At 69.3% G+C, this 19,280-nt stretch carries 21 protein-coding genes; 8 read left to right on the top strand and 13 right to left on the bottom strand.

The genetic code is table 11. From position 1 onward, the window contains the following. Nucleotides 1-215: 215 nt before the first annotated feature. On the top strand, nucleotides 216-569 hold the full coding sequence (locus YU1_RS0110525; RefSeq protein WP_029004028.1) for a (2Fe-2S) ferredoxin domain-containing protein: 354 nt from the start codon (nucleotides 216-218) through the stop codon (nucleotides 567-569). A 66-nt stretch (nucleotides 570-635) separates the two neighbouring features. Here YU1_RS0110525 and leuB read toward each other — a convergent pair whose 3' ends face one another. The 4 genes from leuB to YU1_RS0110505 form a co-directional block, all read right to left on the bottom strand. Next, entirely contained in the window at nucleotides 636-1,748 is a 1,113-nt protein-coding gene (leuB, locus tag YU1_RS0110520) for a 3-isopropylmalate dehydrogenase (protein WP_029004027.1), read from the bottom strand. Nucleotides 1,749-1,837: 89 nt separating this feature from the next. Next, nucleotides 1,838-2,728: an aromatic amino acid exporter YddG gene (gene yddG, locus YU1_RS0110515; protein WP_051356727.1), complete on the bottom strand. Its 891-nt coding sequence runs from the start codon at nucleotides 2,726-2,728 to the stop codon at nucleotides 1,838-1,840. Between the two features lie 167 nt (nucleotides 2,729-2,895). Continuing rightward, entirely contained in the window at nucleotides 2,896-3,618 is a 723-nt protein-coding gene (gene phbB, locus YU1_RS0110510; protein ID WP_029004025.1) for an acetoacetyl-CoA reductase, read from the bottom strand. Between the two features lie 147 nt (nucleotides 3,619-3,765). Further along, nucleotides 3,766-4,944: an acetyl-CoA C-acetyltransferase gene (locus YU1_RS0110505; protein WP_029004024.1), complete on the bottom strand. Its 1,179-nt coding sequence runs from the start codon at nucleotides 4,942-4,944 to the stop codon at nucleotides 3,766-3,768. A 211-nt stretch (nucleotides 4,945-5,155) separates the two neighbouring features. Between YU1_RS0110505 and phaR the strand changes: the two genes are divergently transcribed. Continuing rightward, the gene (phaR, locus tag YU1_RS0110500; RefSeq protein WP_029004023.1) at nucleotides 5,156-5,761 is read left to right on the top strand and encodes a polyhydroxyalkanoate synthesis repressor PhaR; all 606 of its coding nucleotides are present in this window, start codon (nucleotides 5,156-5,158) and stop codon (nucleotides 5,759-5,761) included. A gap of 103 nt (nucleotides 5,762-5,864) precedes the next feature. Here the strand turns inward: phaR and YU1_RS0110495 are convergent, their stop codons facing one another. From YU1_RS0110495 to rpmF, 3 genes are all read right to left on the bottom strand, one after another. After that, nucleotides 5,865-7,571, bottom strand: a complete 1,707-nt coding sequence (locus tag YU1_RS0110495; protein WP_156922048.1) for a GGDEF and EAL domain-containing protein — start codon at nucleotides 7,569-7,571, stop codon at nucleotides 5,865-5,867. Between the two features lie 156 nt (nucleotides 7,572-7,727). Next, nucleotides 7,728-8,132 (bottom strand): hypothetical protein, encoded by a 405-nt coding sequence (locus YU1_RS0110490; RefSeq protein ID WP_029004021.1) that lies wholly within the window; start codon nucleotides 8,130-8,132, stop codon nucleotides 7,728-7,730. Nucleotides 8,133-8,432: 300 nt separating this feature from the next. Next, on the bottom strand, nucleotides 8,433-8,618 hold the full coding sequence (gene rpmF, locus YU1_RS0110485) for a 50S ribosomal protein L32 (protein ID WP_029004020.1): 186 nt from the start codon (nucleotides 8,616-8,618) through the stop codon (nucleotides 8,433-8,435). Nucleotides 8,619-8,973: 355 nt separating this feature from the next. Between rpmF and YU1_RS0110480 the strand changes: the two genes are divergently transcribed. From YU1_RS0110480 to YU1_RS0110465, 4 genes are all read left to right on the top strand, one after another. After that, the gene (locus tag YU1_RS0110480) at nucleotides 8,974-9,930 is read left to right on the top strand and encodes a peptidylprolyl isomerase (protein WP_029004019.1); all 957 of its coding nucleotides are present in this window, start codon (nucleotides 8,974-8,976) and stop codon (nucleotides 9,928-9,930) included. 201 nt (nucleotides 9,931-10,131) lie between these two features. After that, nucleotides 10,132-11,373, top strand: coding sequence for a bifunctional glutamate N-acetyltransferase/amino-acid acetyltransferase ArgJ (gene argJ, locus YU1_RS0110475; RefSeq protein WP_029004018.1), 1,242 nt, complete (start codon nucleotides 10,132-10,134; stop codon nucleotides 11,371-11,373). Further along, complete coding sequence (locus tag YU1_RS0110470; RefSeq protein WP_029004017.1) at nucleotides 11,370-11,774, top strand: (deoxy)nucleoside triphosphate pyrophosphohydrolase; 405 nt, start codon at nucleotides 11,370-11,372, stop codon at nucleotides 11,772-11,774. The genes argJ and YU1_RS0110470 overlap by 4 nt, the downstream gene beginning before the upstream one ends. A 66-nt stretch (nucleotides 11,775-11,840) precedes the next feature. Then, the gene (locus tag YU1_RS0110465; protein WP_029004016.1) at nucleotides 11,841-12,074 is read left to right on the top strand and encodes a hypothetical protein; all 234 of its coding nucleotides are present in this window, start codon (nucleotides 11,841-11,843) and stop codon (nucleotides 12,072-12,074) included. Nucleotides 12,075-12,078: 4 nt separating this feature from the next. Here the strand turns inward: YU1_RS0110465 and YU1_RS28975 are convergent, their stop codons facing one another. The 3 genes from YU1_RS28975 to YU1_RS33415 form a co-directional block, all read right to left on the bottom strand. After that, nucleotides 12,079-12,549, bottom strand: a complete 471-nt coding sequence (locus tag YU1_RS28975) for an acyl-CoA thioesterase (RefSeq protein ID WP_051356724.1) — start codon at nucleotides 12,547-12,549, stop codon at nucleotides 12,079-12,081. Beyond that, nucleotides 12,546-13,706 (bottom strand): iron-containing alcohol dehydrogenase, encoded by a 1,161-nt coding sequence (locus YU1_RS0110455; RefSeq protein WP_029004015.1) that lies wholly within the window; start codon nucleotides 13,704-13,706, stop codon nucleotides 12,546-12,548. The genes YU1_RS28975 and YU1_RS0110455 overlap by 4 nt, the downstream gene beginning before the upstream one ends. Before the next feature lie 81 nt (nucleotides 13,707-13,787). Beyond that, nucleotides 13,788-14,399 (bottom strand): TetR/AcrR family transcriptional regulator, encoded by a 612-nt coding sequence (locus YU1_RS33415; RefSeq protein WP_035714847.1) that lies wholly within the window; start codon nucleotides 14,397-14,399, stop codon nucleotides 13,788-13,790. A gap of 64 nt (nucleotides 14,400-14,463) precedes the next feature. On the opposite strand from YU1_RS33415, the gene YU1_RS0110445 reads away from it, so the two are divergent. Next, nucleotides 14,464-14,976: a PaaI family thioesterase gene (locus YU1_RS0110445; RefSeq protein ID WP_245263288.1), complete on the top strand. Its 513-nt coding sequence runs from the start codon at nucleotides 14,464-14,466 to the stop codon at nucleotides 14,974-14,976. Between the two features lie 13 nt (nucleotides 14,977-14,989). Here YU1_RS0110445 and YU1_RS0110440 read toward each other — a convergent pair whose 3' ends face one another. From YU1_RS0110440 to adhP, 3 genes are all read right to left on the bottom strand, one after another. Then, complete coding sequence (locus YU1_RS0110440) at nucleotides 14,990-15,880, bottom strand: methyltransferase domain-containing protein (RefSeq protein WP_156922042.1); 891 nt, start codon at nucleotides 15,878-15,880, stop codon at nucleotides 14,990-14,992. A 46-nt stretch (nucleotides 15,881-15,926) separates the two neighbouring features. Then, nucleotides 15,927-16,316, bottom strand: coding sequence for a DUF1850 domain-containing protein (locus YU1_RS0110435; RefSeq protein WP_029004012.1), 390 nt, complete (start codon nucleotides 16,314-16,316; stop codon nucleotides 15,927-15,929). 129 nt (nucleotides 16,317-16,445) lie between these two features. Beyond that, nucleotides 16,446-17,471 carry an alcohol dehydrogenase AdhP gene (gene adhP / locus YU1_RS0110430; protein ID WP_029004011.1) on the bottom strand — a complete coding sequence of 342 codons (1,026 nt, stop codon included), beginning with the start codon at nucleotides 17,469-17,471 and terminating at the stop codon, nucleotides 16,446-16,448. A 399-nt stretch (nucleotides 17,472-17,870) separates the two neighbouring features. Between adhP and YU1_RS0110425 the strand changes: the two genes are divergently transcribed. Further along, nucleotides 17,871-19,262, top strand: a complete 1,392-nt coding sequence (locus YU1_RS0110425; protein ID WP_029004010.1) for an NAD-dependent succinate-semialdehyde dehydrogenase — start codon at nucleotides 17,871-17,873, stop codon at nucleotides 19,260-19,262. The last annotated feature ends 18 nt before the right edge of the window (nucleotides 19,263-19,280 follow it).

The following is a 19,280-nucleotide window of genomic DNA, read 5'->3' as shown; positions in this document are numbered from 1 at the left end:
GGGTGCGATCGCCGCATCGAAAGGGCGCCTTCGGGCGCCCTTTTCTTTGCGCCGGATGCGACAGGCCATGTGTCGGCTTTCGTCCGGCGCGGCGGACAGCAGGTGTGGAGCGCGTGAAAATGGCTGGTGAGACAGTGGGATAGCTTCTGCGGCGGACGGCGGCACAATCCTTGAATCGTTCCAGCTTCCCTGTCTGCGCAGAACCAGGACCCTCCATGACCGAGACGGCCACCCTTGAGCTCACCGACGTCCCGCAGGTCTACAAGCGGCACGTGTTCGCCTGTTTCCAGCAGCGCCCGCCGACCCATCCGCGCGGCAGCTGTGGCGCCGCCGGCGCCCAGCCCCTGTGGGAGCGGCTCGGCAAACAGATCGAGGCCGCCGGCCAGCGAGACATCGTGATGACTGCCGCCGGCTGCATGAGCTTCTGCCAGGCCGGGCCGATCATGGTGGTCTATCCCGAAGGCGTCTGGTACCAGCCGCGCACGCCCGAGGACATCGACGAGATCGTCTCGACCCATCTGGTCGGCGGGGCGCTGGTGGAGCGGCTGGTCATCGTGCCGCGGATCTGAGGCCACCAGGCAAAGAAAAAGCCGGGCCTCGCGGCCCGGCTCGTTTTCTCACGCCTTGAACGCCGTTCAGGCGGAGAGCTTGTCCAGCTCGGCGACGATGGCCGCGCCCATGTCCTGCGTGCCGACGATTGGGCCGCCGGGGGCGCGGATGTCCGCCGTGCGGTGGCCGGCGGCGAGCACGCCGGCGATGGCGGCGTCGATCTTGTCCGCCACCTCGCCGAGGCCGAAGGAATAGCGCAGCGCCATCCCGAGCGAGCCGATCATGGCGATGGGATTGGCGATGCCGCGCCCGGCGATGTCCGGGGCCGAGCCGTGCACTGGCTCATACATGGCGGCGCGCTTGCCGGTGGCCGGGTCCACCGCGCCCAGCGAGGCGGAGGGCAGCATGCCGAGCGAGCCGGTGAGCATGGAGGCGATGTCGGAGAGGATGTCGCCGAACAGGTTGTCGGTGACGATCACGTCGAACTGCTTGGGCCAGCGCACCAGCTGCATGGCGAGCGAATCGGCGAGCTGGTGCTCCAGCTCCACGTCCGCATAGTCCTTGGCGTGCAGGGCGGTGATGACTTCCTTCCACAGCACGCCCGAGCGCATCACATTGTGCTTCTCCGACGAGGTCACCTTGTTGCGGCGGGTGCGGGCCAGCTCGAACGCGACGCGGCCGATGCGGTCGATCTCGTAGGTGTCGTACACCTGGGTGTCGATGGCGCGCTTCTGGCCGTTGCCCAGGTCCAGGATGGTCTTGGGCTCGCCGAAATAGACGCCGCCGGTCAGCTCGCGCACGATCAGGATGTCGAGGCCTTCCACCACTTCGCGCTTCAGCGAGGAGGCGTCGGCCAGCGCCGGATAGCACAGGGCCGGGCGCAGGTTGGCGAACAAGGCGAGTTCCTTGCGCAGGCGCAGCAGGCCGGCTTCCGGGCGCGCCTCATAGGGCACGTTCGCCCACTTCGGGCCGCCCACGGCGCCGAGCAGGATGGCGTCCGCCGCCTTGGCGCGCTCCATGGCGGCATCCGAGATGGCGGCACCGTGCGCGTCATAGGCGCAGCCGCCCACCAGATCCTCTTCCACCGCGAAGGCGGCGATGCCCCGCGCCTCCAGCCAGCCGATGACGCGCTTCACCTCGGCCATCACTTCGGGGCCGATGCCGTCGCCGGCGAGGAGCAGGAGCTTGTGGGTTGCCATGGGGAAGGATCCTTGGGTTGTTCAGTCTTATTTGGCGCGGAGTGCTAAAGGCTCGGGCCAGGAATGACAAGCTCCGCCGCGTTGCGGTCTCACGTCCCGCCGCGTCCGGCGCGCGCCGCCAGCGCTGCGCCGCCGACGATGAGCGCGCAGGCGAGCGCCAGCGACCAGGTGGCGGATGCAAAGCCGGTAAGCACCAGCAGCAGCGTGGACAGCACCGGCGCGGCATAGGAGGCGACCCCGAGCAGGCGCACGTCGCCGCGCTTCATGCCGATGTCCCAGGCGTAGAAGGCGATGCCCACCGGGCCGATGCCCAGCGCCACCACGGCGGCCCATTGCCCGGCGCCCTGCGGCCAGATCGCGGGTTCCGCCACCAGGTGGCAGAGGCCCGCCAGGACCGCGGTGACGAGGCAGAAGCCGCCCACCGCTTCCGTCGGCACGTCGCTGAAATGGCGCGAGGTGACCGAATAGACCGACCAGATGACCGCGCAGGCGAGCGCGGCCACATAGCCCGGCAGGAAGCGCATCTCGAAGCCGGAGAAGCCGCCCTTGCCGAGCAGCAGCACCACCGTGCCGGCCAGCCCCATCAGCGCGCCGACCACGTGCGCGGCCCGGAGCCGGGCGCCGGGCAGGCGGGCGGACATCAGCACGATGAGCAGCGGCCAGAGATAGGCGATGAGGCCGGCGTCCGCCGGCGGCGCCAGCTTCAGGGCGGTGAAATAGACGAAATGGTAGCCGAACAGCCCGCCCACGCCGTGCACCCAGGCCATGGGCCGCTGGCGGAAGACGCCGAGCCCTGGTCCGCGCAGGGCGGCGACAAGGCCCACCAGCCCGCCGACAAAAAAGGTCAGCGCGGTGAGCAGGAAGGGCGGCACCGCGCCGGTGGCGGCGGTGGAGAGCGCCAGGGTCGCCCAGAGCAGGATGGCGATGAGGCCGATGCGGGTCGATGCCGACTGTATGCCGGGGCGGGAGACATCTGCCATGGAAGAGGGGCGCCGTCGCTCAGGGAGAGGGCGCAGGAATGGCGCCGCTTGGTCCGCCGGTCAACCCGCGGCGCCAAAAACGGGACCGCCCGGCGGACGGGCCAGCCGGGCGGTCAGATGCTGATCGGCGGCGGTCGGTCGATGCCGGCCCGCTCGGCGAATCGGGCTCAGGTGATGTACTGGGCGCCGTTGGCGGTGAGCGTCGAGCCGGTGATGAAGCCGGCGTCGTCTGCCGCCAGGAAGGCGACGCAGCGGGCGATGTCCTCCGGCTCGCCGAGGCGGCCGACGGGGATGGTGGAGATGATCTTCTTCAGCACGTCCTCCGGCACCGCGCGCACCATCTCGGTGGCGATGTAGCCGGGGGCGATGGCGTTCACCGTGATGCCCAGCGCCGCGCTCTCCTGCGCCAGCGCCTTGACGAAGCCGATCTCGCCGGCCTTGGCGGCGGAATAGTTGGTCTGGCCGAACTGGCCCTTCTGGCCGTTGATGGAGGAGATGCAGACGATGCGGCCGAACTTGCGGGCGCGCATCCCCTCGATCACCTGCCGGCACATGTTGAAGGCCGAGTTCAGGTTGGTGTTGATGACCGCGTTCCACTGCTCCAGGCTCATGCGGTGCAGGGTGGCGTCGCGAGTGATGCCCGCGTTGTTGACGAGGATTTCCACCGGGCCGAGCTCGGCTTCCACCTTGGCGACGCCGGCCTTGCAGGCCTCGAAATCGGAAACGTCCCACTTGAAGGCGGGAATGCCGGTCTTCTCGGTGAAGGCCTGCGCCGCGGCATCGTTGCCGGCGTAATTGGCCGCGACCGTGTAGCCCTTGTCCTTCAGCGCGATCGAGATGGCTTCCCCGATCCCGCGCGTACCCCCCGTGACCAAAGCAACGCGTGCCATTCCTGCCTCCCTCTCCCCGTATGAGCCCCTGCGACGGTCAACGAGCCGCCTTGGCGCGCGGATGATCCGAGCGCTTTTCGGGCTTCTAGCAAAGCAACGGTGTCATCTGGGAAAACGCGGCCGCGGGTGCGGCCGCGTCGCGCCCTGTCAGTCGCGCTCGACGCACATGGCGATGCCCATGCCGCCGCCGATGCACAGCGTGGCCAGGCCCTTCTTGGCGTCGCGCTTCTGCATCTCGTGCAGCAGCGTCACCAGGATGCGGGTGCCGGAGGCGCCGATCGGGTGGCCGATGGCGATGGCGCCGCCGTTCACGTTCACCTTGGCGGTGTCCCAGCCGAGTTCCTTGTTCACCGCCAGGGCCTGGGCGGCGAAGGCCTCGTTGGCCTCGATGAGATCGAGGTCGTCCACGCTCCAGCCGGCCTTTTCCAGCGCCGCCTTGGAGGCGGGGATCGGGCCGGTGCCCATGACCGCAGGATCGACGCCCGCCTGTGCCCAGGAGACGATGCGGGCGAGCGGAGTCTTGCCTTCCTTCTTGGCGCGCTCGGCGCTCATCAGCACCACGGCGGCGGCGCCGTCATTGATGCCGGAGGCGTTGGCGGCGGTCACCGTGCCGTCCTTCTCGAACGCCGGCTTCAGCTTCGTCATGGCGTCCATGGTGGCGCCGTGGCGGGGATATTCGTCGGTGTCCACCACCACGTCGCCCTTGCGCGAGGAGATGGTGACGGGGACGATCTCGTCCTTGAAGCGCCCGGCCTTCTGGGCGGCTTCCGCCTTGTTCTGCGAGGCCACCGCGAAGGCGTCCTGGTCGGCGCGGGTGATCTGGTACTGGCGGGCGACGTTCTCCGCCGTATTGCCCATGTGGTAGCCGTTGAAGGCGTCCCACAGGCCGTCCTTGATCATGGTGTCAACGAGGTCGAGCGAGCCCATGCGGGTGCCGTTGCGCAGGTGCGCCGCGTGGGTGGACTGGCTCATGGATTCCTGGCCGCCGGCCACCACCAGCGAGCTGTCGCCGGTCTTGATGGCCTGGAAGCCGAGCGCCACCGAGCGCAGGCCGGAGCCGCACACCTGGTTGACCTCCCAGGCCGGGCTGCCGATCGGCACGCCGGCGGCGATGGAGGCCTGCCGCGCGGGGTTCTGTCCCTGGGCGGCGGTGAGCACCTGGCCGAGAATCACCTCGCTGACCTCATCCGCCGGGACGCCGGCCCGCTCCAGCGCGGCCTTGATGGCGATGGCGCCCAGCTGGTGCGCCGGGAGGGAGGACAGCGCGCCGTTGAAGGACCCCACCGGGGTCCGGGCGGCGCTGACGATGACAACGTCGTCGGTCATGGGCTTCTCTCCTGGGGCGGCCTTAGTGCGCCGCACTCGAATGCGGCGCATGGTGGTTGCCGGGCTTGCCGCCTGTCAATGATCCAGATCAGCGGTTTTGTGGGCGGCCGCGCCGCATCATCGGCCGCCCGCGCCGCACACAAAGTGGTAGCCGCGCTGCCGGAAAGGTTCTAACGTGACAGCGCCCAAGGGAAAAACGGATGACCGGACAATGGCTAAGACGCAAGAGCCAGTCACCATCAAGAAATACGCAAATCGCCGCCTCTATAACACCGGCACGAGCACCTATGTGACGCTCGAAGACCTCGCCAATATGGTGAAAGAGGGCGAAGATTTCGTTGTTTATGATGCGAAGAATGGCGACGACATTACGCATTCCGTGCTGACGCAGATCATTTTTGAACAGGAAAACAAAGGCCAGAATCTTCTTCCCATCGCCTTCCTGCGGCAGATCATCCGTTTTTACGGCGACAGCATGCAGATGATGGTTCCGCGCTATCTCGAGATGTCCATCGAGAGCTTCACCAAGGAGCAGGGCCGGATGCGCGACCACGTGGCCAAGACCATCACGGGCACGCCCTTCGGTGGCTTCGAGGACCAGGTGCGGCGGAACATGGAAGTGTTCGAGCAGGCCTTCAACATGTTCCTGCCGTTCAAGGGCGACACGCCCGCCACGGAGGTCACGGCCACCCCGCCCGCGACGCCCGCGCCGGCGGCCAGCACCACCGATGAGCTGGACGTGCTCAAGCGGCAGATGGCCGACATGCAGCAGAAGCTGGAGAAGCTGGTGTCGAAGCCGGAAGGCAGCGGCCAGTAGGCACGGCGCGGGGGTGGCGGGGTGCCCGCTGCTCCCGCCTGCCCGTCCGCTGTTGCGATGTCGGCCGCGCGGGAGCCCGGCCATGCGCGCCGGCCAGCCCGGTTCAGGGGCCGGGCGCGGGATTGGGCGGAGCGAACGGCCGCGCGAGGCCGCTGAGCTCGCCCTGGAAATAATCGCAGCCCCAGGCCAGCAGCGGCGCCGCGACCTCTTCGCTCTGCACCCATTCCGCCACCGTCTGGATGCCCAGTTGCCGGGCCAGGGTCAGCAGCGCCCGGACGAACGCTTGGTCGTCCGGCGAATGCGTCATGTTGCGCACGAAGCTGCCGTCGATCTTCACCAGGTCCACGTCGAGCTTGCGCAGGTTGCGGAACGAGGTGGCCCCGGCGCCGAAGTCGTCGATGGCGATGCGGGCGCCGGACTTGCGCACATTGGCGATGAACTGCCGCGCCGCCGGCAGATGGTCCACGGCCACCGTCTCGGTGAGCTCCAGGATGAGTCGCGGCCCCACGCTGGCGTCCACATTGCGCTGGAACAGGCGCATCCACTGCTCGTCGGAGATGGATGCGGCGGAGACGTTCACCGACAGGCGCAGCTCCGGGTCCTGCCTCATCGCCGCGACGGCCTTTTCAAGCACACGCCGGTCGAGCCCGCCCATCAGCCCCAGCGCCTCGGCGGCCGCCACCAGGCGATGGCCGGAATAGCGGTGCCCGCCGCGCTCGGGCGCGATGCGGGCTAGGGCCTCGCTGAAGGCGAGCGTGCGGTCGCCGGCGCGGACCACCGGCTGGAAGGCCAGGGTGATCTGGTCCTGCTCCATCGCCTGGACAATCTCGTCGGCCATCCGAAGATTGACGAGCCGGCGGGTATCCTCGCGGTTGGAGCGGGTCTCCAGGAAGAAGCGCCCCCGGCCCCGCCGCTTGGCGTATTCGTGGGCCTGCTGCAGGCGGGCGATGATCTCGTCCGGGCCGATGGCGTCCTGCGGCGCGGTGATGGCGCCGATGGTGGCGCTGACGGGAATCTGGCCGTCCCCGATGGGCAGCAGCGTCTTGCGGATGTCCTCGATCATCGCTTCGCCGAAGGCGAGAAGGCCGGCGGGATCCATGTCGTCCAGCACGACGGCGAACTTGTTGCCGGAGAAGCGGATCAGCAGGTTCTCCGGCTTGATGCAGCGGCGCAGGTGGTCGGCCAGCGCCACGAGCACGCGGTCGGCGGCGTCGAAGCCGAAGCGGTCGTTGATGCGGCCGAGATCGTCGAGACCGACGAGCATCAGCGCCCAGCGCGCCGCCGGGCCGCGAGGCAGGATGGCCAGCGCCTCCCCCAGGTGCCGGCGGGTGGGAGCGCCGGTGAGCGGGTCGAGCGCGCCGCCCGACAGGCGCCCGCTGCCGTACGGCAGCAGATGGACGGTGCCCACGGCAACGGCCGGGCCACCGTCGGGCGCAGCGAACCACCGCCCCTGGTCGAGCGCCCACGCCGGCGGGTCGCCGGGGGACAGCTGCAGCCGGAGGGTGGATTCGTAGGGCGTGCCCTCGGGCGGTGCCGCGGCAGGTGCGCGGGAGGCTCCCGCGGGAGCGAGGCCCCCGGCCTTGCGGAAGGCGGCGCCGGTGGAGAGGTGGTGCAGGGCGTCGGCGCCGAAGATTTCGGCGGCGTTCGGGCTCCAGTCGATCTGGTCCGACCGCAGGTCCCAGCGATACACGGCGCACTTCGTCGCGCTGAGGGCCGCAAGGGTCCCGTCCAGCGTGTCGAGGCGGGCGGGCGGCCGGCCCCCGATCATGCCGGACGCGGTCGCCAGAGGCTTGGTCCTGCGTCCGCTCACCGCGTCACCCCTGCATCCTTCAAGAGGGTACCCCAAAGAGATACCATTCTACCCCGGTTGCAGGGCGTGCAAAGGCCACCCGGAACACATCCTGCCGGTGAGCGGGCGAGGGCGCCGGCGGAAGCCGCGCCGGCAGGCGTGGGGAGCCGCTTGGCGTCAGGCATCGGGCGGAGTGAGCGCGACATCGCGCTGGGCGACGCGGATGGAGACGGAAAAGCCGGTGAGCACGTCCAGCAGCATCACGCAGATCAGCAGCGAGAACACGCTGGTGCCGGCCTGCGGGACCATCAGGAATTCCACGATGGCGGCGATCAGCAACAGCAGCGAGAGCATGTGGTCGATGATCGACCGGGACGAGATCCGGGTCGCCTTGATCAGCTCGAAGAACAGGATCAGCAGGCTGAGGGCGACGAAGATCTCGCCGAGATTGATCTGCCACGCGGCACCTGAGGGCAGGGCGAAGGTGGCGATGGTGCTACGCCAATCGAGTCCCGGAGTGATGAACGCAAGGATATTGTAGATCGCAAGCGGAATGATCAGCAGCGGGATGGGCGTCAGCATCATGGGCTCCTTGGGCGGATACCGCGCAAGGCCGGCACCGAAGCGCCCAGCCGTGCAAAGGTCGGCGCAATGGGTCACATATGCCGGTTAAAAAGTCATGGCGCGTCCGAATGCGCGCACGCGCGCCAGTTTTCGGACTTCGGCCGTAAGCGGCACGCGCCGCGCGCAGGCCAAAGGCGCCTGCGCGTTCAATTCCACGGCACGCGCCGTGGCGGCGCGTCGCACGGGCCTGCGGGCGGCAAAGCGCCCGGCAGGATCAAGCTGCAAGATCGGTCGGGCCTGGAGAATCAGGCCCGCAGATCACGCTTCGGTCTTCGCCTTCAGGATCTGGCGACCGCGATACATGCCGGTCTTCAGGTCCAGATGATGCGGGCGGCGCAGCTCGCCCGAGTCCTTGTCTTCCACATAGGTGGGCTGCTTCAGCGCGTCGGCCGAGCGGCGCATGCCGCGGCGGGACGGCGAGGTTTTTCTCTTCGGGACAGCCATCGTCCAAACTCCAGGAAACGTCCAAGTGCCAATGCCTGCCGCGGCGGTTCGCGCAGGCATGCGAAACCATCATCTCGATTGAGAGGCGCGCCTTATACAGCGTTGCGGCGGGAAGCGGAAGGCCCCCGGCGCGGGAAATGGCGGGATGCGTGCCCGAAAGCCGGGGCCAAGCTGTCCAACATTTAATAAGAGACGCGGTCCGCCTTGATTCACAAGAAGAAACGCGCGCGCTCACGCATGTCCATGGCTTGCGAATGGTTGCGCCGCCTCAAGAAAGCCCCCTTGCCAGAGGAATCAAGCTGCGCAAGGGTGCCGCCCGCTACGGCGAACCGTAATGCGAAGGACACTGGATCCCATGATGCGTACCGCTCCCACCGCCGCTTTGGCGGTCGCTCTCACCGCTTTTGCCTTCAGCGGCCCGGCGTCCGCCCAGACCTCGGCGCCGAGCGCCACTCCGCCGGCGGCGAGCGCCCCCGCGGCCCAGCCGGCCGGCAGCGATCCGGTGCTGGAGACGGTCAACGGGGCCCCGGTCCGTGCCAGCGAACTGGCCATCGCGGAAGAGGATATCGGCGCCGGCCTGCCGCAGGTGCAGGGCGAGGCGCGCAAGGAATACATCCTGTCCTTCCTCACCGACATGACGCTGCTGGCGCAGGCCGCCCAGGCGCAGAAGCTCGACCAGACCCCCGAGTTCCAGGCCAAGATGAACTATCTGCGCACCAAGGCGCTGATGGAGACGCTGATGGGCGCCGAGGCCAAGAAGGCGGTCACGGAAGAGGCCAAGCGCAAGACCTATGACGAGTTCGTCAAGCAGACGAAGCCCGAGGAAGAGGTCCACGCCCGTCACATCCTGGTTGAGACCGAGGCCAAGGCCAAGGAGATCGCCGCCAAGGCCAAGGCCGGCGCCGATTTCGCCAAGCTCGCCAAGGAGAATTCCAAGGACAGCGCCGAGGACGGCGGTGACCTGGGCTATTTCACCAAGGAGCAGATGGTGCCGGAATTCGCCGAAGCCGCCTTCAAGCTCGACAAGGGCCAGGTGTCGGACCCGGTGAAGACCCAGTTCGGCTGGCACGTCATCAAGGTCGAGGACAAGCGCCAGAAGCCGGTGCCGAGCTTCGAGCAGGTGTCGGACCAGATCGACCAGTACCTGATCCGCAAGTCGCAGTCGGATCTGGTGACCAAGCTGCGCGCCGACGCCAAGATCGAGAAGACCTCGGCGGCGCCTGCCACGCCCGCGGCGCCGGCCGCCCCGGCTGCGCCCGCGACCCCGGCTGCGCCCGCGACCCCGGCTGCGCCGGCCGCGCCGAAGAACTGACGACGCCTCGTCGGCGAGACTGCCGGCGGATGCAATGGCAAGCCCGGCCGCGCCCCGCGCGGTCGGGTTGTTTTTTGCCCGGGAGGCGCCTGCATCGCCCCGGCTGGCCCCGGCGCCCGGCGCGCTCCTGACCTTGCGAGGGCCTTGCCTATGACGGCGAGGTGCGGCACACCGGCTCCCGCCAACTCTTTGGGGGCCTTCATGTCCGCGTCCATCTCGCCGCTTGCGCCCAAGTCCCTGCCCGAGGTTCCGCCCGTTCCGGGCGTGTCCTTCGCCACCGCCGAGGCGGGCATCCGCTACAAGGGCCGCACCGATGCGCTGCTGGTGGCCTTCGCCAAGGGCACGACGGTGGCCGGCGTCACCACGCGCTCGCTCTGCCCCTCCGCCCCGGTGGAATGGTGCCGGGAAGCCCTGAAGAAGGGCAAGGCGCGCGGCCTCGTGGTCAATTCGGGCAATGCCAACGCCTTCACCGGCCACAAGGGCCGCGAGGCCACCGCGCTCACGGCCCAGATCGCCGCCCGGACGCTGGGCTGCAAGTCGACGGAGGTGTTCCTCGCCTCCACCGGCGTCATCGGCGAGCCGTTGGACGCGACCAAGTTCGAGGGCGTGATGGGCACCATGGCCGGCAGCCTCGCCGCCGGGCCGTGGGAGGCGCCCGCCCGCGCCATCATGACCACCGACACCTTCCCCAAGCTCGCCACCGCGACGGTGCCGTTCGGCAAGACCAGCGTGACCATCGCCGGCATCGCCAAGGGCGCCGGCATGATCGCCCCGGACATGGCGACCATGCTGTCCTTCGTGTTCACCGATGCGCCCATCGCCGCGCCGGTGCTCCAGAAGCTGCTGAACAAATTGGTGGTCAACAGCTTCAATGCCGTGACCATCGACGGCGACACCTCCACCTCCGATACCCTGCTCATGTTCGCCACCGGCGCCGCCAAGGACGTGGGCGCGCCGCAGGTGAAGGACGCCGCGGATCCGGTGCTGCGGGCGTTCCGCAAGGCGCTGAAGGGCGTGCTCAATGATCTGGCCGAGCAGGTGGCCCGCGACGGCGAGGGCGCCCGCAAGCTGGTGCGCGTGCATGTGACCGGCGCGGTGTCCAAGTCCTCGGCCCGGCGCATCGCCTTCTCCATCGCCAATTCGCCGCTGGTGAAGACGGCGGTGGCGGGCGAGGACGCCAATTGGGGCCGGGTCGTCATGGCGGTGGGCAAGGCGGGCGAGCCCGCCGACCGCGACCGCCTCGCCATCTCCTTCGGCGACATCCGCGTCGCCGCCGAGGGCGCGCGCGACCCGTCCTATGACGAGGCCGTGGTCTCGGACTACATGAAGGGCGACGTCATCGACATCCGCGTGGACCTCGGCCTCGGCAAGGGCAGCGACCGGGTGCTGACCTGCGATCTCACCAAGGAATACGTGGCCATCAACGGCGACTACCGCTCGTGAAGATCGTCCTCGTCGCCGCCTGCGCCCTGGTGGACGTGGATGGCCGGGTGCTGGTGGCCCAGCGCCCGGAGGGCAAAGCGCTGGCCGGGCTGTGGGAATTTCCCGGCGGCAAGGTGGAGCCGGGCGAGCGGCCGGAAGAGACGCTCATCCGCGAGCTCCACGAGGAGCTCGGCATCACCGTGAAAGAGGCGTGCCTGGCGCCCCTCACCTTCGCCAGCCACGGCTATGCCGACTTCCACCTGCTGATGCCGCTGTGGATCTGCCGCCGCTGGGAGGGGCCGGTGACGGCCCGCGAGCACAAGGCGCTGAAGTGGTTGCGCGCCTCCAAGCTGCGCGACATCCCCATGCCTCCCGCCGACGAGCCGCTGATCCCGCCGCTCATCGACCTGCTGGGTCCCTGAGGCGAGGCGGAACCGCAGCCCGGCGGGACCGTTGTTGCCCATACCGGCACTTCGGAGGCTCCCGCCATGTCCGTTCGGCTGCAAATCTCGGCGATGCTGTATCTGATGATCCAGGCGGTGCTGTTCGGCGCCGGCATCATCGCCATTCTCTCCACGCCGCTGGCCCAGCAGGCGTTCACGCTCATCCCGCAGATGACCATCGCCACCGCGTTGGTCTCCGTCCCGCTCGCCTGGATGCTGGCGCCGCGGGTGCGGGCCATCGGCCGCAGGCGCAACCGCCCGCTGGCCGCAGGCGCCTGAGCGCTCACACCGCCAGCGGGGCGAGCGCGATCTTCAGATGGTCCGGCAACGGCACCGGGCGGCGGGTGTCGCGGTCCACATAGACGTGGACGAAATAGCCCTGGGCCGAGGCGGTGTCCTCGCCCTGCTTGAAGATGCCGATCTCGTAGCGCACCGAGGTGCCGCCGAGCCGTGTGACCCTGAGCCCGGCTTCGACCGTCTCGGGGAAGGTGAGGCTCTTGAAATAAGAGCACCGGGTTTCCACCACGAGCCCGATGGCCTGGCTCTCGTGCGGGTTCACCCCGTCGGTACGCATCAGATACTCCGCCACCACCGTGTCGAAATAGGCGTAATAGACCACGTTGTTCACGTGGCCGTAGACGTCCATGTCCGCCCAGCGCGTGGTGATGGGCAGGAAGTGCGGGAAGGACGCGCGGGTCGCGGGCGCTTCCCGCTTGGTCTTCGGGGCGTCGGCGGCGGTCTCTGCTTTGGTCATGCCCAGGCGGCCTCATAGATGGCGAGCGCGTCGGCTTCCTTCACCGGGCGCGGATTGTTGACCAGGAGCCGCGTCTGCTTCATCGCATCGGCGGCAAGCCGGGGCAGATGGTGCTGCGGCACGTTCACCTCGCGCAGCGTGCGCGGCAGGCCCAGCTCCACGTTCAACGCCGCGAGGCGCTCCACGAAACGCTCGGCCACCGTCTCCTGCGGGCCGCTGCCGATGTCCGTGAACACGCAGGGCGCCAGCGTGGCATAAGCGCCGGCGGCCGCCAGCAGGTTGAAGCGCAGCACGTGGGGCAGCACCAGCGCGTTGGTGAGCCCGTGCGGCAGATGGTAATGCCCGCCCAGCGGATAGGCGAGCGCATGCACCGCCGCCACCGGAGAATTGGCGAAGGCCTGCCCGGCCAGCAGGGAGCCCAGCAGCATGTTCTTGCGCGCCTCCCGGTCGGTGCCGGTGTGGACGGCGGCGCGGATGTTGGCGCCCAGCAGCCGCAGCGCCTCCAGCGCCAGCGTGCGGGAGACCGGATTGTTGTTGGGGCTCGCCGAGGCATAGGCCTCGATGGCGTGCACCATGGCATCGACGCCGGTGGCGGCGGTGACCGCCGGGGGCAGGCCGAGGGTCAGGTCGGGATCGAGCAGCGCCACGTCCGGGATCAGGCAGGCGGAGACCACGCCCTTCTTCTCATTGTGCCCGGTGGTGACGATGGAGATGGGCGTCACCTCCGAGCCGGTGCCGGCGGTGGTGGGCACCAGGATGAGCGGCAGGCGCGGCCCCCGCGCGAGGCCGACGCCATAGATGTCGGCCAGCGATTCCTCGCCCTTCGCCAGCAGCGCGGCGAGCTTGGCCACGTCCAGCGAGGAGCCGCCGCCGAGCCCGAGCACGCCCTGCGCGCCCATCTCCACCGCCTCGGCGGCGGCGGCGAGCACCACCTCCTCCGGCGGATCGGCCTCCACCCTGTCGAAGATGCGGTGGGCGATCTGCGCGTCCCGCAGGACCTCCAGGGTGGGGGCCAGGAGGCCGGCCTTCAGGATGCCGGGATCGGTGACGATCAGCACCCGTGAGACCTTGCGCAGCGCGAACAGGTCGGCCACCCGCGTGGCGGCGCCGGAGGCGCAGACGATGGAGGGGGTGGTGTTGAACACGAACCCGGGCATGGCATGTCCTCGCATGATCCGCTGGCGCGGCCGGCCGTCCACGCGGCCTTGGCGCCGATGCTGACCATGTTCGCCCCGAGGTCAAGCCTGCGATGGGGCGGCTCGGCGCCGGAGCGGGTCGAAACTCAGGCTTAGAAAATCGTCCAGCGGCTTGCGGTCGCGCTGGATGCGGCTGCGCATGAGCGCGCCCTCGAACGCCGCCAGCAGAACCCCGGCCATGGCCGGGCAATCCGTGTCGGCGGGAATGGTCCCGGCCGCGCGCGCTTCGGCCAGCACCGTGGACACGATCTCGGTCCAGTCCGCGAGGGCGGCCGCGAGGCGTTCGCGCACCAGCGGGGCGTGGTCGGCCACTTCGAGCCCCATGTTGCCGAGGAAGCAGCCGCCCGCGAACCCGCCCGCCTCCATGCGGGCGAACTGGCCTTCGAAGAAGCCGCGCAGGCGCTCCAGCGGCGGGTGCGCCGGATCGGACAGGCAGTCGGCCAGCCGCCCGCGGAGCTTGGCCCAATAGGCATCCACGGCGGCGGCGGCGAACGCCTCCTTGCTGGGGAAGTGGTTGTAGAACGAGCCCTTGGGCACGCCCGCCGCCTGGGTGATCTCCTGCACCCCACATGCGGCATAGCCGCTGGCATGCAGCCGCCGCAGGCCGGTGGACAGCAGATGGGCACGGGTTCCGGGCGTGGCGGGTCTCGGCATGCTTTTTAGATGACTGGTCGTCTTGAATCCGTCAAGCTCGCAGGAACAGCTTGAGGAGATGCCCATGACCCACGGTTCCGCGCCCGAGATCGCCATGCCCGCGAGCGGGGCCGCGCCGGCCTTCGGCTTCGTCCCGCCCGAGGTGCTGGCCTCCATGGGCGGGCTGGAATTCCTCGGCGCCATCGCCGACGGCCGGTTTCCCCGGCCGCCCATCTTCGCTCTGTTCGGCTTCGAGCTCGGCACGCTGGAGAAGGGGCGGGTGGTGTTCACCGGCGCGCCGGACCAGCGCCATTACAATCCGCTGGGCATCGTCCATGGCGGCTATGCGGCGACCGCGCTCGATTCCTGCATGGGCTGCGCGGTGCACTCCACCCTGGACAAGGGCAGCGGCTACACCACGCTGGAATTCAAGATCAGCTTCGTGCGCCCGATGACCGATCAGACCGGGCCGGTGGCGGCGGAGGGGCGCGTGCTCCATGCCGGCCGGCGCACCGCCACGGCCGAAGGCTCCCTCACCGATGCCAAGGGCCGCCTGCTGGCCCATGCCACCACCACATGCCTGGTGTTCGACCTCTGACGCCTTGGCGCCGTCAGGGCGTCTCGTCGGCCGGGCGCTCGCTGGTGCCCAGCGCGTCGGCGAGGCGCATGCGGGCGGAGCCAGGACGCAGCGGCTTCTGCTGGCTCTCGTCCGGCGCCCAGCCGGACAGCCAGACGATCTCGAACGTGGCCCGCACCCGCCCGTCGGGATCGGAGAAGCGCTCGGCATAGACCTCCGCCGCGCGCAGCAGCGTGGCCCGGCGCAGCGGCGTCCGCCGCCGCTCCACCAGCGCGTTGCCGGCGCCCATGCGGCGCAGGTCGGCCATCAGGCCGAAGGGCGAGCTGTAGCGCACCACCACCCGGTCCACGTCGGTCACGGGCAAAGCGAAGCCGGCGCGCTGGAGCAGCCCGCCGAGGTCGCGCACGTCCGCGAACGGGGCGACGCGGGGCGAGATGCCGCCGGTGGTCTCGCTCTCGGCCACCGTGAAAGCCTCACGCAGTTCGGCGAGGCTGCCGCCGCCGACGAGGGCGGCAAGGAACAGTCCGTCCGGCCGCAGGGCGCGGCGGATCTGGGCGAAGGCGCCCGGCAGGTCGTTGACCAGTTGCAGGGCGAGGGCGGAGACCACGAGGTCCAGCGCGCCATGGCCGAAGGGCAGGGCCTCCTCGTCCGCCACCACGGCGGGCGCGCGGCCGGCGAGCCCCGCCGCCAGCGGCGCCGCCGCCATGAGCGTGCCGATGCCGGGATGGCCGGCGAGCGCACGGGCGACGGCATCGGTCGGCGTGCCGAGGTCCACGGCGCGCTCGAAGCGGCGCTTGATGGTGGCGAGGCGCTCCGCCAGATCCTCCGCCGCCCGTTCCAGCAGGAACGGCTCGGGGCCGAGGCGGGCGGCGCGGGCCTGGCGGCGCCGCAGCAGGGCGCGATCGAACACGATGGGCTGGCTCATGCCCCGCATATAATCGCTTGGCGCGGCGCGCGCACCTGCGGCGCGGTCAGGGCTGGTCCTGCTCGGAACAGAGCGTCAGGGTGACCGGATCGGCATCCGGCGGCACCAGTTCGCCCATGGGGCGGCAGGTGCCGTCGAGGCAGATCCTGTAATCCGCAGTGGCATTGGACCGGCGCAGCACCACTTCGGCCAGCGGGGCGATGTGGGGATGGGCGACGTAGCGCCCGTCGAGGCGCACAGCGTCTTCCGGCGGTTCCATGCCGGCCCCCGAGCCCTCGATGCGCATCTCGGTGATGACGAGGCCCTGGGGCGTCGCCAGCCAGTCTTCCTCCCAGGAGGTCTTCTGCACCGAATGCGTCCAGGCAAGGGTGAAGGCGAGGGCGAGCTTCACTGTCGTACCGGCACCGGACAGGCAGATGAGGAGCGACGGATCCATGCCGCCAGCTTAAGACGGGAACCGGGCGGTCGGGAACCGCTTTGCGTGCCCGACCGGGCGGGAATCGGATCTGGCCATGACATGACAGGGGCGCCCCGTCCCGGTGGCCGGGAGCGGGGCGCCGGCTGCTCAGTTCATGTCGAGGACGATGCGGCCGTCGATGCCGCCTTCCTCCATGCGCTGGAAGATGGCGTTGATGTTCTCCAGCTTGTCCCACGAGAAGTGGGCGGCCACCTGGCCATTGCCGGCGAACTCCAGCGATTCTTCCAGATCCTGCCGCGTGCCGACGATGGAGCCGCGCACGGTGATGCGCTTCAGCACCGTGTCGAAGATCGGCATGGCGAACATGCCCGGCGGCAGGCCGCACAGCGCCATGGTGCCGTGCGAGCGCAGCATGTTGAAGGCCTGCTCGAACGCCTTGGGCGAGACCGCCGTCACCAGGACGCCGTGCACGCCGCCGAGCTGCTTCTGCAGCACCGCGCCGGGATCTTCCTCGCGGGCGTTGACGACGATCTCGGCACCGAGCTTCTGCGCCAGGGCGAGCTTTTCCGGGTGCACGTCGACCGCGGCCACGTGCATGCCCATGGCCTTGGCATATTGCACCGCCATGTGGCCGAGGCCGCCGATGCCGGAGATGGCGACCCATTCGCCCGGCTTCACCTCGGTTTCCTTGAGGCCCTTGTAGACGGTGACGCCGGCGCACAGCACCGGCGCGGCCGGACCCCAGTCCAGCTTGTCCGGCAGGCGGCCGACATAATTGGGATCGGCGAGGGCATATTCCGCGAAGCTGCCGTTCACCGAATAGCCGGTGTTCTTCTGGTCGGCGCACAGCGTCTCCCAGCCGGTGCGGCAATGCGGGCAGTAGCCGCAGGCGGTATGCAGCCACGGAATGCCGACACGGTCGCCTTCCTTGACGCGCTTCACCGAGCGGCCGACGCCGACCACGGTGCCGACGCCCTCGTGCCCGGGAATGAACGGCGGGCTGGGCTTCACCGGCCAGTCGCCCTTCACGGCGTGAAGGTCGGTGTGGCAGACGCCGGTGGCGGCGATGCGGACGAGAATCTGGTCCGGGCCTGGCTCTGGAACGGGCACCTGCTCGATCACGAGGGGCTGGCCCAACTGGTGGACGACGGCGGCTTTCATCATGTTTGTCATTGCCGGTCTCCTCAACTCGCCCGGGAGGACAGCGCAATGAGCCCAAGCTCACCTTGATCCTCGTCAAGCGCACGCGGCGGGATGCGGCCGCGGGGCGGCGCGGGGCCATCATGCATCGCCTGGGCGGCAAACGGTCAACACGCCATTGTGAGCGTCGGGCCGGCTGACTTGACGCGGATCAACGCCGACATGTGAGGCGGCGGGGAGACTGCCAATGCCTTCAGCCGTCGCGCCTTTTTTGATGACGCTGGGGGAAGTGGGGCGGAGGGTGCCCGCCGAAGGCGACAGGCGGTGAGGATCGATATTCCGTGCCGGACGCGCGTCCTTGAGGGCGCGAGCCGGCGCACATGGTGCGCCCGCCCGGGCGGGCGCATGCCTCCCAACAGAACGGACATGGCCATGGCCTATGCGACAACCAATCCCTACACCGGCGAAGTGGTGAAGACCTTTCCCGACGCCTCCGACGCGGAGGTGAAGACGGCCATCGACAAGGCGCACGCGGCCTTCCTTGGCTGGCGCGAGACCGCGTTCGCGCAGCGCGCCCAGGTGATGCAGAAGGCGGCCGACCTGCTGCGCAAGGACGAGGATGCCTATGCCCGCATCCTGACGCTGGAAATGGGCAAGCTGCTGGCCGAGGCGAAGGCGGAAGTGGAGCTGTCCGCCCGCATCTTCGAATACTATGCCCAGAAGGCCGAGGGCCTGCTGGCGCCGGAAAAGCTGCCGGTGGCCGATCCGGCCGAGGGCGATGCGGTGCTGGTGTGCGAGCCGCTCGGCGTATTGCTCGCCATCGAGCCCTGGAACTTCCCCTATTACCAGATCGCCCGGATCATCGCCCCGCAGCTCTCGGCGGGGAATACCATGCTGCTGAAGCACGCCTCCAACGTGCCGCAGAGCGCCGCCGCCTTCGAGAAGCTGATGGCCGAGGCCGGGCTGCCGGCGGGGGCGTTCAAGAACCTCTATGCCACCCGCTCGCAGATCGAGCTGATCCTCAACGATCCGCGCGTCCATGGCGTGGCGCTGACCGGCTCGGAGGGCGCGGGCGCGGAGGTCGCCGCGCAGGCGGGCCGGGCGCTGAAGAAATCCACCATGGAGCTCGGCGGCGCCGACGCCTTCGTGGTGCTGGCGGACGCGGACCTGGAGAAGACGGTCAACTGGGCGGTGTTCGGCCGCCATTGGAACGGCGGGCAGGTGTGCGTGTCGTCCAAGCGCATGATCATCGTCGACGCGCTCTATGACGCCTTCCTGGAGAAATACAGGACCGGCGTGGCGGCGCTGCGGGCGGGCGACCCGCTCGATCCGGCCACCACGCTCGCTCCGCTCTCCTCCCAGGGCGCGGCGGACGAGGTGCGGCAGAAGATCCAGGACGCGGTGGCCCAGGGGGCGAAAGCCGAGGAAGTCGGCCCATCCGTGCCGAACCAGGGCGCCTTCGTGCAGCCGACCATCCTCACCGACGTGGGCGAGGACAATCCGGCCCGTTACTGGGAGTTCTTCGGCCCGGTCTCCATGCTGTTCCGCGCCAAGGATGAGGACGATGCGGTGCGCATCGCCAACGACTCGCCCTTCGGCCTCGGCGGCTCGGTCTTCACCTCCGACACCAAGCACGGCGCGGAAGTGGCCAAGCGCATCTCCACCGGCATGGTGTTCGTCAACCATCCCACCATGGTGAAGGCGGACCTGCCGTTCGGCGGCGTGCGGCGCTCGGGCTACGGGCGCGAACTGCTCGGCCTCGGCATCAAGGAGTTCGTCAATCACAAGCTCATCGACGTGGTGGACATCGACGCGCCGTTCTGAGCCGCTGATTATTTCAGG

The organism is Azorhizobium doebereinerae UFLA1-100, assembly GCF_000473085.1.
Classification (GTDB): domain Bacteria; phylum Pseudomonadota; class Alphaproteobacteria; order Rhizobiales; family Xanthobacteraceae; genus Azorhizobium; species Azorhizobium doebereinerae.
This window is presented reverse-complemented; position numbering and strand designations above follow the sequence as displayed.

Excerpts from the sequence above, each read along its gene's own strand:
- YU1_RS0110525 (WP_029004028.1), top strand. The coding sequence starts at position 216 with ATGACCGAGACGGCCACCCTTGAGCTCACCGACGTCCCGCAGGTCTAC.
- leuB (WP_029004027.1), bottom strand. The coding sequence starts at position 1,748 with ATGGCAACCCACAAGCTCCTGCTCCTCGCCGGCGACGGCATCGGCCCC.
- yddG (WP_051356727.1), bottom strand. The coding sequence starts at position 2,728 with ATGGCAGATGTCTCCCGCCCCGGCATACAGTCGGCATCGACCCGCATC.
- phbB (WP_029004025.1), bottom strand. The coding sequence starts at position 3,618 with ATGGCACGCGTTGCTTTGGTCACGGGGGGTACGCGCGGGATCGGGGAA.
- YU1_RS0110505 (WP_029004024.1), bottom strand. The coding sequence starts at position 4,944 with ATGACCGACGACGTTGTCATCGTCAGCGCCGCCCGGACCCCGGTGGGG.
- phaR (WP_029004023.1), top strand. The coding sequence starts at position 5,156 with ATGGCTAAGACGCAAGAGCCAGTCACCATCAAGAAATACGCAAATCGC.
- YU1_RS0110490 (WP_029004021.1), bottom strand. The coding sequence starts at position 8,132 with ATGCTGACGCCCATCCCGCTGCTGATCATTCCGCTTGCGATCTACAAT.
- rpmF (WP_029004020.1), bottom strand. The coding sequence starts at position 8,618 with ATGGCTGTCCCGAAGAGAAAAACCTCGCCGTCCCGCCGCGGCATGCGC.
- YU1_RS0110480 (WP_029004019.1), top strand. The coding sequence starts at position 8,974 with ATGATGCGTACCGCTCCCACCGCCGCTTTGGCGGTCGCTCTCACCGCT.
- argJ (WP_029004018.1), top strand. The coding sequence starts at position 10,132 with ATGTCCGCGTCCATCTCGCCGCTTGCGCCCAAGTCCCTGCCCGAGGTT.
- YU1_RS0110465 (WP_029004016.1), top strand. The coding sequence starts at position 11,841 with ATGTCCGTTCGGCTGCAAATCTCGGCGATGCTGTATCTGATGATCCAG.
- YU1_RS28975 (WP_051356724.1), bottom strand. The coding sequence starts at position 12,549 with ATGACCAAAGCAGAGACCGCCGCCGACGCCCCGAAGACCAAGCGGGAA.
- YU1_RS0110455 (WP_029004015.1), bottom strand. The coding sequence starts at position 13,706 with ATGCCCGGGTTCGTGTTCAACACCACCCCCTCCATCGTCTGCGCCTCC.
- YU1_RS33415 (WP_035714847.1), bottom strand. The coding sequence starts at position 14,399 with ATGCCGAGACCCGCCACGCCCGGAACCCGTGCCCATCTGCTGTCCACC.
- YU1_RS0110445 (WP_245263288.1), top strand. The coding sequence starts at position 14,464 with ATGACCCACGGTTCCGCGCCCGAGATCGCCATGCCCGCGAGCGGGGCC.
- YU1_RS0110440 (WP_156922042.1), bottom strand. The coding sequence starts at position 15,880 with ATGAGCCAGCCCATCGTGTTCGATCGCGCCCTGCTGCGGCGCCGCCAG.
- YU1_RS0110435 (WP_029004012.1), bottom strand. The coding sequence starts at position 16,316 with ATGGATCCGTCGCTCCTCATCTGCCTGTCCGGTGCCGGTACGACAGTG.
- adhP (WP_029004011.1), bottom strand. The coding sequence starts at position 17,471 with ATGACAAACATGATGAAAGCCGCCGTCGTCCACCAGTTGGGCCAGCCC.
- YU1_RS0110425 (WP_029004010.1), top strand. The coding sequence starts at position 17,871 with ATGGCCTATGCGACAACCAATCCCTACACCGGCGAAGTGGTGAAGACC.